The following is an 11,720-nucleotide window of genomic DNA, read 5'->3' as shown; positions in this document are numbered from 1 at the left end:
AGCCGGAGAAGGTGTAATCAGTTAGTCAGCATGAAAAAAAATCGCGCTTTTCTGAAATGGGCAGGGGGGAAATACCCCCTGCTCGACGATATTAAAAAGCACCTGCCGAAAGGCGAGTGTCTTATCGAGCCCTTCGTGGGTGCTGGATCGGTGTTCCTGAATACCGATTTTTCTCGTTATATCCTGGCGGATATCAACAGCGACCTTATCAGCCTTTATAACATCGTCAAACTGCGTACCGATGAGTATGTGGAAGAGGCGCGGAAGCTGTTTACGCCAGAGAACAACAACCCGGATGTCTACTATCAGTTCCGCGCTGAGTTTAATCAAAGCCAGGATCCGTTCCGTCGCGCGCTGTTGTTTCTTTATCTCAACCGCCATGGCTACAACGGTCTGTGCCGGTATAATCTGCGTGGCGAGTTTAACGTGCCGTTTGGCCGCTATAAGCGTCCCTATTTCCCGCAGGACGAGCTGTATCACTTTGCTGAAAAAGCGCAGAATGCCGAGTTCTACTGTCTCTCCTATGAAGAGTGCATGGATCTGGCGGGCGTAAACTCGGTGGTCTACTGCGACCCGCCTTACGCGCCGCTGTCTGCCACGGCAAATTTCACCGCCTACCACACCAATAGCTTCAGCCCGGCCGAGCAGGCTCGTCTGGCTGAGATGGCGGAAAAGCTGGTCAGCAAAAGAATTCCGGTGTTAATTTCGAATCACGACACGCCTGATACGCGCGAATGGTACAAAGCCGCGAAGCATTTTCAGGTAAAAGTGCGGCGTAGCATTAGCAGCAACGGCGGCACACGTAAAAAGGTGGACGAACTTCTGGCGCTTTATCGACCCTGAGCCTTTGCCCGCCGGTAAACACATTTCAAGGAGATGCGGATGAAACAGTTTTTGATTGCCCCCTCAATTCTGTCGGCCGATTTTGCCCGCCTGGGTGAAGACACTGCCAAAGCTCTCGCGGCTGGCGCGGATGTCGTCCATTTCGACGTTATGGATAACCACTACGTTCCCAACCTGACCATCGGTCCGATGGTGCTTAAAGCACTGCGTAACTACGGGATCACCGCGCCCATTGACGTGCATCTGATGGTGAAACCGGTTGACCGCATCGTGCCTGATTTCGCCGCGGCGGGTGCCAGCATCATCACTTTCCACCCGGAAGCCTCCGAACATGTTGACCGCACGCTACAGCTGATCAAAGAGAACGGCTGTAAGGCGGGACTGGTCTTTAACCCGGCGACCCCGCTGAGCTATCTCGACTACGTGATGGACAAGCTGGACGTGATCCTGCTGATGTCCGTCAACCCGGGCTTTGGTGGTCAGTCATTTATCCCTCAGACCCTCGACAAACTGCGTGAAGTGCGCCGCCGTATCGATGAGTCTGGCTATGATATTCGTCTGGAAGTGGACGGCGGCGTGAAGGTCAATAATATCGGTGAGATTGCGGCGGCAGGAGCGGATATGTTCGTCGCAGGCTCCGCCATCTTCGATCAACCGGATTACAAAAAAGTCATTGATGAAATGCGCCGTGAACTGGCGAAGGTAAGTCATGGATAAATTGCAGGCTATTCGGGGTGTAGCATTTGACCTCGACGGCACGCTGGTCGACAGCGCGCCAGGATTAACCCGCGCCGTCGATCAGGCGCTATATGCCCTTGAACTCCCCGTTGCAGGCGAAGAGCGCGTCGTGACGTGGATTGGTAACGGTGCAGACGTGCTGATGGAGCGCGCGCTGTCCTGGGCTCGTCAGGAGCGTGCCTCTCAGCGTTCCGCGCAAGGTAAACCGAGTGTTGACCACGCGGATATTCCCCAGGATGAGCAGCAGCGTATTCTGCGCAAACTGTTCGACCGTTTCTACGAAGAGACCGTCGAAGAGGGTAGCTTCCTGTTCCCGGATGTCGCTGAAACGCTGAGCGCGCTACATGCCAAAGGCATCCCGCTGGGACTGGTGACTAACAAGCCGACACCGTTCGTTGCGCCTCTGCTGGAAGCGCTGGATATCGCGAAATACTTCTCCGTAATTGTGGGCGGCGATGACGTGCAGAATAAAAAGCCGCATCCGGAACCGCTATTGCTGGTGGCAGGAAAATTATCCTTAGCGCCTGCGGAGCTGCTCTTTGTCGGGGATTCCCGCAATGATATTCTGGCTGCCAGAGCGGCAGGTTGCCCGTCGGTTGGGTTGACCTACGGCTACAACTACGGTGAAGCCATTACGTTGAGTGAGCCGGACGTTGTGTTCGACCACTTCAAAGATTTGTTGCCCGCACTCGGGCTCTCGCACAGTGAACATCAGGAATTGAATAATGACTAAGCCCATCGTTTTTAGTGGCGCACAGCCTTCAGGTGAACTGACCATTGGTAACTACATGGGTGCGTTACGTCAGTGGGTGAGCATGCAGGATGACTACCACTGCATTTACTGCATCGTGGATTTGCATGCTATCACCGCGCGTCAGGATCCCGAGAAGCTGCGCAAAGCAACACTTGATACGCTGGCGCTGTACCTGGCGTGCGGTATCGATCCAGAGAAGAGCACCATTTTCGTTCAGTCTCACGTGCCAGAGCACGCGCAGCTGGGCTGGGCGCTGAACTGCTACACCTATTTCGGCGAGCTGAGCCGCATGACCCAGTTCAAGGATAAGTCTGCCCGCTACTCTGAAAACATCAACGCCGGTCTGTTTGACTATCCGGTGCTGATGGCGGCCGACATTCTGCTGTACCAGACCAACCAGGTGCCGGTGGGTGAAGACCAGAAGCAGCACCTGGAGCTGAGCCGCGATATTGCCCAGCGCTTCAATGCGCTTTACGGTGACGTGTTCAAAGTGCCTGAGCCGTTTATTCCGAAATCCGGCGCGCGCGTGATGTCGCTGCTGGAGCCGACCAAAAAGATGTCCAAGTCTGACGATAACCGCAACAACGTTATCGGCCTGCTGGAAGATCCGAAATCAGTGGTGAAAAAGCTCAAGCGTGCGGTGACCGACTCCGACGAGCCGCCAGTGGTGCGCTACGACGTGCAGAACAAAGCGGGCGTGTCTAACCTGCTGGACATTCTCTCCGGTGTGACCGGACAGAGCATCCCTGAGCTGGAAAAACACTTTGAAGGCAAGATGTACGGCCACCTGAAAGGCGAAGTGGCAGACGCCGTTTCCGGCATGCTGACCGAGTTGCAGGAGCGCTATCACCGTTACCGTAACGACGAAGCTTTCCTGCAAAAAGTGATGAAAGAGGGCGCGGAAAAAGCCAGCGCGCGCGCCTCCGAAACCCTGAAAGCGGTGTACGACGCTATTGGGTTTGTGGCGAAACCTTAAGCCGCTTTGCCGGGTGGCGCTTACGCTTACCCGGCCTACGGGACCGTGCAGGTCGGGTAAGGCGGAGCAGCCACCCGACAAAACTGACGAAACAAAAAAACCGGGACATCCCCGGTTTTTTTACGCCTGAAAAACGCTTACTGCTGTGCCGCCGGGCCGCAACCGCCGATGATCTTCGAAATGGAGATCGCCGGGTGAAGCAGGTAATCGTAGCTGCAATTATTTTTAGTATTTTGAACGTGACCGGTGCAGGCCGTCAGAGTTGATAACAGACCGACCAGAACGGCAGCTTTTGCCAGTTTGAACATACGCATTCCTTGTCAATAAATCGAAAATTGGATGTAACACGAGGGAATAAATGGAAAAGTTCCATTATGCGGGCGGTATGTTATCGACTGAGGTAAGAAGGGAGTAGTCCGCTTAAAGACTACTCCCGGGAGAGATTATGCGTTAGTGGCTGGAGAACCAGTTCAGTTTTTCGCGCAGGGCTACCACGCGACCCACCACAATCAGCGCCGGGCTTTCAACCTGCTGCGCCAGCTCGCCCAACTGCGTCAGCACGCCATCGACCACGCGCTGCGTAATGGCGGTGCCGTTTTCCACCAGTGCGACCGGCATATCTGCTTCCATGCCGTGCTCCAGCAGTTTCGCCTGGATCGTGGCTGCCTGATTTAGCCCCATATAGAACACCAGCGTCTGCTTTTCAGCGGCCAGATTATGCCAGTCCAGTTCGCTGCCGGTTTTCAGGTGGCCCGTCACCAGGCGCACGCTCTGGGCATAGTCGCGATGGGTTAACGGAATGCCGGAATAGGCAGAACAGCCGGACGCCGCCGTAATGCCCGGCACCACGGAGAACGGAATACCCGCGTTGCACAGGGTTTCCAGCTCTTCGCCGCCACGACCAAAGATAAACGGATCGCCACCCTTCAGGCGCACCACGCGCTTTCCTTTTTGCGCTTCCCGCAGCAGGGTCTGGTTGATCTCCTCCTGCGGTACGCAGTAATAACCTGCCCGTTTGCCGACGAACACGCGGTCAGCATCCCGGCGCACCAGATTCATGATGTCATCAGAGACCAGACGGTCATACACCACGATGTCCGCCTGCTGGATCTGCTGGAGACCCTTCAGCGTCAGCAGGCCCGCATCGCCGGGACCTGCGCCCACCAGCACCACTTCACCGCGATGGTCCAGCGGCTCGCTCAGGAGCTGTTCGGTCGTCTCTTCAACGGCTTTGGTGTCCTGATTGGCAAGGGACTGCGCCAGCCTGTCGTTGACAAAGAACTTCTCCCAGAAGCGACGGCGTTCGCCCACGGTTGCGAAGGTTTGCTTCACGCGGGAGCGCAGCTCCCCGGCGTATTGGGCAATCTGACCAAGATGCTGCGGCAGCACGGCTTCCAGTTTTTCCCGCAGCAGACGGGCAAGAACGGGCGAGCGCCCGCCGGACGACACCGCAATCATCAGCGGTGAACGGTCAATAATCGACGGCATGATAAAGCTCGCCTCTTTCGGCGCATCCACAACGTTACAGAAGATGCGGCGCGCTTCGCAGGCGTCGCTGACGCGCTGGTTAACGTCATCGTTATCCGTTGCGGCGATGGTCAGCCAGCAGGTATCCAGCAGGGATTCATCAAATTCGCCCTGCACCTGGGTGAGCATCCCTTCCTGCGCCCAGACGTCAAACTGTGGGGCAAAGGTGAGGGCGTTGACGGTCAGCCGGGCACCCGCCTCTAACAGCAGGCGTGCCTTGCGTTCAGCCACATCGCCGCCGCCCACGAGCAGGCAGTCGCGGTTGCGTAATTGACAAAAAATCGGCAGGTGATCCACGACGTTACCTCACAGCATTCATGGCGGGGGAAGAATTGACGTCAGGATAACAGCAGGAATCGTACAGAACATACGGTTTTTCCTGCCGTTACCCATAAGGGGTCATAAGCCTTTCCTATTGAAAAGGCGAGAGGTTACGCTTTCAGCTGCACCTCGCCGTCCTTCACGCGGACGTCGTAGTGTTTGACCGAGAAGCTTTCATCTTCCATGCAGAGTCCGTCGGTTAAGCGGAAGCGCTGCTTTTTCAGCGGGCTGGCAACCCACAGCTCGCCCTGGTGCTCCGCAATCAGACCGCGGGAGAGCACGCTGGCCTCGAAGAACGGGTCGATATTGCTGATGGCATAGACCTGTTCATCGTGGCGAGGGCGGAAAATCGCCACCTGCTCGTTGCCCAGCAGGGCACAGACGCCGGTTGCTGGCAGAATGTCGTTAATATTGCAGATGTTTACCCACTGGCTCATGCGTTTTCCTCCACCAGCATCACCGGAATACGTTCATACGGGGTCGCTGGACGATGCTGTTCGCGCTCCGGCACCACCTGCACGTTCGGGTCGCGCTGGGTGCTGTTGATAAAGTGTTTGAAGCGCGTCTGCGCTGCTGGCGTGTTCACGGTTTCGGTCCACTCGCAGATCACCGCCTCGCGCAGGCGAGTCATCTCGGATTCCAGCTGTTCATTCAGACCCAGCTTGTCGTCGATAATGACCGACTTCAGGTAGTCGATGCCGCCTTCGAGATTATCCAGCCAGGACGCGGTACGGGTCAGCTTATCGGCGGTACGAATGTAGAACATCATGAAGCGGTCGAGGTATTTGATCAGCGTATCGCGATCGAGATCGGCGGCCAGCAGATCCGCGTGGCGAGGTTTCATCCCGCCGTTACCGCACACGTACAGGTTCCAGCCTTTCTCCGTGGCAATGATACCCACATCTTTCCCCTGTGCTTCCGCACATTCACGGGTACACCCTGAGACGCCGAACTTCATTTTGTGCGGCGTACGGATGCCTTTGTAGCGGTTTTCCAGCTCTACGCCGAAGCCCACGCTGTCGCCCACGCCGTAGCGGCACCAGGTGCTGCCCACGCAGGTTTTCGCCATGCGCAGCGCCTTGGCGTACGCGTGACCGGTTTCAAAGCCCGCTTCAATCAGCTGACGCCAGATTTCCGGCAGGTCATCTTTCTGCGCTCCGAACAGGCCGATACGCTGGGAGCCGGTGATTTTGGTGTACAGGTTAAACTCACGGGCGATACGGCCCACGGCGACCAGCCCTTCCGGGGTAATCTCCCCTCCGGCAGAACGCGGGATCACCGAGTAAGTCCCGTCTTTCTGAATATTGGCCAGGAAGTTATCGTTGGTGTCCTGAAGCGGAGTGTGTTCTGGTTTGAGCACATATTCGTTCCAGCAGGACGCCAGCAGGGAACCGACGGTTGGCTTACATACTTCACAGCCATAGCCCTGGCCGTGTTTCTCCAGCAGTTCGTCGAAGGACTTAATGCCTTCCACGCGGATCAGGTGATACAGCTCCTGGCGAGAGTAAGCGAAGTGCTCGCACAGGTTGTTGTTCACTTCAATGCCCTGTTTTGCCAGCTCGGCGTTCAGCACCTGGGTGACCAGAGGAATACATCCGCCGCAGCCGGTCCCGGCTTTGGTTTCCGCCTTCAGCGCCGCAACGGTGTGGCAGCCTTTGTTAATGGCGGAGATCAGCATGCCTTTGGTCACGTCGAAGCAGGAACAGATTTGCGCGCTGTCCGGCAGTTTATCCACGCCGATGGACGGCTTACCGCTGGAGGCGTGCGCCGGGAGGATTAGCGCGTCCGGGTTCTCCGGCAGCTCAATGGCGTTCAGCACCAGCTGGAGCAGGTTACCGAAGTCGCTGGTATCACCCACCAGCACCGCCCCGAGCAGGGTTTTGTTGTCCTGGCTGACGATGAGACGTTTGTAGACTTCTTTGCTTTCGTCCAGATAAACATAGCTGCGGGAGTTCGGGGTGCGGCCATGCGCATCACCAATACCGCCCACGTCCACGCCCAGCAGCTTCAGCTTGGCGCTCATGTCTGCGCCGGTGAAGGCGTTTTCGCTGCCGAGGATATGGTCAACGGCGACCTGCGCCATTTTGTACCCTGGTGCAACCAGACCGTATACGCGGTTATTCCAGCTGGCGCATTCGCCGATGGCGTAGATATCCGGATCGGAGGTCTGGCAGGTATCGTTGATCATGATCCCGCCGCGCTGCGCAACGGCCAGACCGCACTGGGTGGCCAGCTTATCGCGCGGGCGAATACCGGTGGAGAAGACGATGAAATCCACTTCCAGCTCGCTGCCGTCTGCAAAGCGCATGGTTTTACGCGCTTCGGTGCCTTCCTGCACGATCTCTTTGGTGTTCTTGCTGGTGTGAACCTTCACGCCCATGCTTTCGATTTTACGGCGTAGCTGGTCGCCACCCATATGGTCCAGCTGTTCCGCCATCAGCATCGGGGCAAATTCGATGACGTGGGTTTCAACGCCGAGGTTTTTCAGTGCGCCTGCCGCTTCCAGACCCAGCAGACCACCGCCGACAACCGCGCCGCGTTTGCTTCGACGTGCGCAGGATTCAATGGCGTTGAGGTCTTCAATGGTACGGTAAACGAAGCAATCCTGGGTTTCCGACCCTTTAATAGGCGGGATCCACGGATACGAGCCCGTCGCCATGATCAGCTTATCGTAAAAAACCGTACGTCCGGCGCTGGAGTGGATCACTTTCTCCTGACGGTTGATGGTGATAGCGCGTTCGCCCACCAGCACTTTTACGCCATGCTTCTCGTAGAACCCTTCACGCACCAGAGAGAGCTCTTCGGCGGTATGGTGAGAGAAGTAGGAAGACAAGTGCACACGGTCGTACGCCTTGCGGGGTTCTTCACAGAACACGGTAATATCGAACTGCTCAGCATCGGCTTTATCGAGAAGATCCTCAATAAAGCGGTGGCCGACCATGCCGTTACCGATGATAGCGAGTCTGACTTTGCTCATTTTTGCCTCGATTTCTTTTCTATTACTGCCTACCTTAACGATTCAGCAGGGGCACTTATTGATGCAAATCAAATACGCCTTCACCTACCCCTTAGGGGGTATATCTATGATTTGTCAGGTTTTTTATAAGTGACGGATATTGTTTGATTTTTGTGCTTGCTCGTTTTTCGCACAAAATTAGTGGGGTTTTTACCCATCGGCGGGCAGGGCGGGTGAGCAGGGGGAAACCCCTTTGCAGTACGCAAAGGGGTTATGGCGATTAGTGGGTAGCTGTTGCCGGGTTGTGTTGACGGTGGCGGGTCACAAAGCCCAGCACGAAGCACATGATGAATACCACTGCATACAGACCGTTAGCGGTATGCAGCGCCGCCAGCGGGCCGCTGTGCGCAACAATCGGGCCCGTGACCACGAAGGTCAGCATGGTGCCGATGGTGCCGCAGGTCAGCACGAAGTTCACCAGCTTTGGCGAAGCCACTTTGGTCTGAAGGGAGCCAAGGGTGATGATTGAGGTATAGATCGCGCTGGAGAAGAAGCCCAGGGTCAAAATGAACCACGGCATATGTTCCGGGGAACCGTTGATGAACAGATACATCAGTACGGTTGCCAGACCTGCCAGGACGGTCAGAATACGTTGCAGGTCGAAGAAGCGCAGGATAAAGCTAAACGCCCACATGCCGAACATGTAAGACATCCAGAAATCGCTCACCAGCTTGCCCGCGTCGTTCAGGCTCATGCCCAGACCTTTGGCATATTCCGGTACCCAGGAGATAAAGCCCAGCTGGCCGAGGATGTAGCACAGGGCGGCAATGGAGAGGAACAGCACGCCGATACCCCATTTTTCTTTCGCAACCGGCTCGGACGTAGTCTGCGCTTTTTTGCCCAGCACCGGGAACTCGCAGCCGAAGGTGAGAACAAAGATCGCGACATAAACCAGACCAATGCAGGCATACACCCAGTACCACTCAATGCTGCGCGCCAGAAGATACGCGGCGACCATCGGGAAAATCATCCCGGCCATGCTGAAGAAGGAGTCGGTGAACAGCAGACGCGCGCCGCGCTGGCGGCCTTCATACATGTGCGTAATCAGGAACGTACCGATCGACATGGTGATCCCGCTCACCAGGCCCAGCACGAACATGGCGGCAGAGAAGAGGGCGATGCTGTGGCTCAGCATCAGGCCCGCCACGGCGGCAACCATCAGCACGAAGCCGAAACGCAGCTGCGTTTTCAGCGGCACGATTTCCATCAGCCAGGCATTCAGGAAAATAGAGATCAGGATCCCCGCGTTCAGGAAGGTGAAGGTGTTACTCATGCTGGAAACGGGCAGCTGGAAGTAGTCTGCGATATTTCCCATCACCATCCCGGTGACGATCACCAACGCGCCGGTCAGGGCGTAAGAGAAGAAGCTGATCCATGTGAGCTTGATGCGATTGCTGTTAGTCATGTCTGGCCTGTTAAAAGTAAAGAAAAACGCAATGACTGCGTTTGAGCGGGCAGATTTTAGTCGCGAAAGTGATCTAATTAAATCTTTTCAGAAAATTTTGAGCACAATTGCAGGCTTTAACGTGATGTAGATCACATTGCGTTGCGGGCTGAACAATCGTTTGCGCGGTAATAATTGTTTCAATTTGGTAAAATTAGGTAAAAGACTGGTCTGGGTTCATACTGCTCTTTAGAATCAAGCCATTCGCTTTTTATACTGCGCTTTGTTAAGGAATTCTCATGCTCAAATCAACACTGGCGGCTGTCGCAGCTGTGTTTGCTCTTTCTGCCGTTTCCCCTGCTGCGCTGGCAGCCAAAGGAGACCCTCACGTCCTGCTGACTACCTCTGCGGGGAATATTGAGCTGGAGCTGGATAGCCAGAAAGCCCCTGTTTCGGTGAAAAACTTCCTCGACTACGTGAACAGTGGTTTTTATAACAACACCACGTTCCACCGCGTGATCCCGGGCTTTATGATTCAGGGTGGCGGTTTTAACGAGCAGATGCAGCAGAAACAGCCTAACCCGCCCATCAAAAATGAAGCAGACAACGGCCTGCTGAACAAGCGCGGCACCATCTCCATGGCGCGTACGGCGGACAAAGACAGCGCCACCAGCCAGTTCTTCCTCAACGTGGCTGATAACGCCTTCCTGGACCACGGTCAGCGCGACTTTGGCTACGCGGTGTTCGGCAAAGTGGTGAAAGGCATGGATGTGGCGGATAAGATCTCTCAGGTTCAGACTCACGATGTCGGTCCATACCAGAATGTGCCGACTAAGCCTGTCGTCATTCTCTCCGCGAAAGTGCTGCCGTAACGTTCCCTCACACGGGCACATCTTGCCCGTGTCTTTCCACCCTCCCTGCGAAAGCGTGTTTTGCTGCTTATACTTGTGGCAAACGGACTATTCAGGGAGGCGTAGTGAAAAAACTCACCGACAAGCAAAAATCCCGTCTCTGGGAGCAACAACGTAAGGTCAATTTTCAGGCCAGCTGCCTCCTTGAAAAAGGCAAGGGTCCCGCTGAACCCGATATCGAGACGCTGGAACTGGGGCCTTCCGCACCGGGTTTACCCCATCTGTGTCTTATTCACCGCCATTTATTCCGCAACGAAATGAAAGGCGCGGGCGAGCTGCGTACCGCCGATATTTCTAAGGGCGACATTCCTTTTTGCCATTTCGAGTACATCGAGAAAGTGGGTAATGAGCTGATGGCTTCGCTGGAAAGTGATAAATATCTGGTGGGCCTTCAGAAAGCAGAGTTTACAGACAGAATCAGTCATTACTACTGTGAAATCAACATGCTACATCCGTTTATGAGCGGTAATGGCGTGGCCCAGCGGATCTTCTTTGAACAACTGGCTATTCATGCGGGCTATGTGCTGAACTGGCAGGGGATCGACCCGAACGACTGGGCAGCCGCCAATCAGAGCGGGGCAATGGGGGATTTGACAGCCCTGAACGCCATCTTTGCCAAAGTTGTGAGCGAAGCGCGGGAATCTGCGTAAAATAGGGCGGCCATTTTTTCAGGAGCCGCCATGATTCTGCTGATTGATAACTACGATTCCTTTACCTGGAACCTTTACCAGTATTTTTGTGAGCTGGGGGCAGAGGTGGTTGTCCGCCGTAACGATGAGATCGCGCTGGCTGACATTGACGCGCTGGCACCCCAGAAAATCGTGATTTCGCCGGGGCCGTGTACCCCTTCGGAGTCTGGCATCTCGCTGGAGGTCATCCGCCACTATGCGGGCAAACTGCCGATTCTGGGCGTCTGCCTGGGTCACCAGGCCATTGCGCAGGTCTTTGGCGCCACCATTGTCCGTGCCGCGAAAGTCATGCACGGCAAAACCTCACCGATCACGCACACCGGTACCGGCGTATTCCTGGGGCTAAACAATCCGTTAACCGTGACGCGCTACCATTCTCTGATCATTGATCCGCCGACCCTGCCGGCCTGCTTTGAGGTTACCGCCTGGAGCGAGACGCAGGAGATCATGGGCATTCGCCACCGCGAGTACGATCTGGAAGGGGTGCAGTTCCACCCGGAAAGCATTCTCAGCGAACAGGGGCACGCGCTGCTGGCCAATTTCCTTAATCGCTGAATATCT

The 11,720-nt window shown here is 55.7% G+C and carries 12 protein-coding genes; 7 read left to right on the top strand and 5 right to left on the bottom strand.

Annotated elements, in window-relative coordinates:
* The first annotated feature begins 30 nt into the window (after positions 1–30).
* Genes dam through trpS form a run of 4 tightly spaced genes read left to right on the top strand, consistent with a single transcriptional unit; the run spans position 31 to position 3,311 of the window.
* Entirely contained in the window at positions 31–843 is an 813-nt protein-coding gene (gene dam, locus AC4OVU_RS20335) for an adenine-specific DNA-methyltransferase (RefSeq protein ID WP_015571432.1), read from the top strand.
* A 39-nt stretch (positions 844–882) separates the two neighbouring features.
* Entirely contained in the window at positions 883–1,560 is a 678-nt protein-coding gene (gene rpe / locus AC4OVU_RS20330; protein WP_003861634.1) for a ribulose-phosphate 3-epimerase, read from the top strand.
* Complete coding sequence (gene gph / locus AC4OVU_RS20325) at positions 1,553–2,314, top strand: phosphoglycolate phosphatase (RefSeq protein WP_015571431.1); 762 nt, start codon at positions 1,553–1,555, stop codon at positions 2,312–2,314. Before rpe ends, gph begins: the two co-directional genes overlap by 8 nt.
* Entirely contained in the window at positions 2,307–3,311 is a 1,005-nt protein-coding gene (trpS, locus tag AC4OVU_RS20320) for a tryptophan--tRNA ligase (RefSeq protein ID WP_015571430.1), read from the top strand. The genes gph and trpS overlap by 8 nt, the downstream gene beginning before the upstream one ends.
* A 137-nt stretch (positions 3,312–3,448) precedes the next feature.
* On the opposite strand, the gene AC4OVU_RS20315 is transcribed toward trpS, so the two are convergent.
* The 5 genes from AC4OVU_RS20315 to tsgA all read right to left on the bottom strand — a co-directional run bounded on the left by AC4OVU_RS20315 (position 3,449) and on the right by tsgA (position 9,580).
* Complete coding sequence (locus AC4OVU_RS20315; RefSeq protein WP_008503029.1) at positions 3,449–3,619, bottom strand: YhfL family protein; 171 nt, start codon at positions 3,617–3,619, stop codon at positions 3,449–3,451.
* 142 nt (positions 3,620–3,761) lie between these two features.
* Entirely contained in the window at positions 3,762–5,135 is a 1,374-nt protein-coding gene (cysG, locus tag AC4OVU_RS20310; protein ID WP_110292643.1) for a siroheme synthase CysG, read from the bottom strand.
* Between the two features lie 134 nt (positions 5,136–5,269).
* A complete protein-coding gene (nirD, locus tag AC4OVU_RS20305) occupies positions 5,270–5,596 on the bottom strand; it encodes a nitrite reductase small subunit NirD (protein ID WP_015571429.1) in 327 nt (108 codons plus the stop codon).
* Positions 5,593–8,136 (bottom strand): nitrite reductase large subunit NirB, encoded by a 2,544-nt coding sequence (gene nirB, locus AC4OVU_RS20300; RefSeq protein WP_017384160.1) that lies wholly within the window; start codon positions 8,134–8,136, stop codon positions 5,593–5,595. The genes nirD and nirB overlap by 4 nt, the downstream gene beginning before the upstream one ends.
* 259 nt (positions 8,137–8,395) lie before the next feature.
* Positions 8,396–9,580, bottom strand: coding sequence for an MFS transporter TsgA (gene tsgA / locus AC4OVU_RS20295; protein ID WP_015571426.1), 1,185 nt, complete (start codon positions 9,578–9,580; stop codon positions 8,396–8,398).
* A 278-nt stretch (positions 9,581–9,858) separates the two neighbouring features.
* Here tsgA and ppiA point away from each other — a divergent pair, with 278 nt between their 5' ends.
* From ppiA to pabA, 3 genes are all read left to right on the top strand, one after another.
* Entirely contained in the window at positions 9,859–10,431 is a 573-nt protein-coding gene (gene ppiA / locus AC4OVU_RS20290; RefSeq protein ID WP_003861649.1) for a peptidylprolyl isomerase A, read from the top strand.
* A gap of 104 nt (positions 10,432–10,535) precedes the next feature.
* The gene (locus tag AC4OVU_RS20285; RefSeq protein ID WP_023295530.1) at positions 10,536–11,120 is read left to right on the top strand and encodes a putative adenosine monophosphate-protein transferase Fic; all 585 of its coding nucleotides are present in this window, start codon (positions 10,536–10,538) and stop codon (positions 11,118–11,120) included.
* Between the two features lie 30 nt (positions 11,121–11,150).
* The gene (pabA, locus tag AC4OVU_RS20280) at positions 11,151–11,714 is read left to right on the top strand and encodes an aminodeoxychorismate synthase component 2 (protein WP_017693873.1); all 564 of its coding nucleotides are present in this window, start codon (positions 11,151–11,153) and stop codon (positions 11,712–11,714) included.
* Positions 11,715–11,720: the final 6 nt, after the last annotated feature.

It is taken from the genome of Enterobacter sp. 6722112, assembly GCF_058661685.1.
This window is presented reverse-complemented; position numbering and strand designations above follow the sequence as displayed.

Bases quoted from the DNA above. Each gene is read 5' to 3' on its own strand.
- tsgA (WP_015571426.1), bottom strand. From the start codon at position 9,580: ATGACTAACAGCAATCGCATCAAGCTCACATGGATCAGCTTCTTCTCT.
- dam (WP_015571432.1), top strand. From the start codon at position 31: ATGAAAAAAAATCGCGCTTTTCTGAAATGGGCAGGGGGGAAATACCCC.
- nirD (WP_015571429.1), bottom strand. From the start codon at position 5,596: ATGAGCCAGTGGGTAAACATCTGCAATATTAACGACATTCTGCCAGCA.
- gph (WP_015571431.1), top strand. From the start codon at position 1,553: ATGGATAAATTGCAGGCTATTCGGGGTGTAGCATTTGACCTCGACGGC.
- nirB (WP_017384160.1), bottom strand. From the start codon at position 8,136: ATGAGCAAAGTCAGACTCGCTATCATCGGTAACGGCATGGTCGGCCAC.
- ppiA (WP_003861649.1), top strand. From the start codon at position 9,859: ATGCTCAAATCAACACTGGCGGCTGTCGCAGCTGTGTTTGCTCTTTCT.
- rpe (WP_003861634.1), top strand. From the start codon at position 883: ATGAAACAGTTTTTGATTGCCCCCTCAATTCTGTCGGCCGATTTTGCC.
- pabA (WP_017693873.1), top strand. From the start codon at position 11,151: ATGATTCTGCTGATTGATAACTACGATTCCTTTACCTGGAACCTTTAC.
- AC4OVU_RS20315 (WP_008503029.1), bottom strand. From the start codon at position 3,619: ATGTTCAAACTGGCAAAAGCTGCCGTTCTGGTCGGTCTGTTATCAACT.
- trpS (WP_015571430.1), top strand. From the start codon at position 2,307: ATGACTAAGCCCATCGTTTTTAGTGGCGCACAGCCTTCAGGTGAACTG.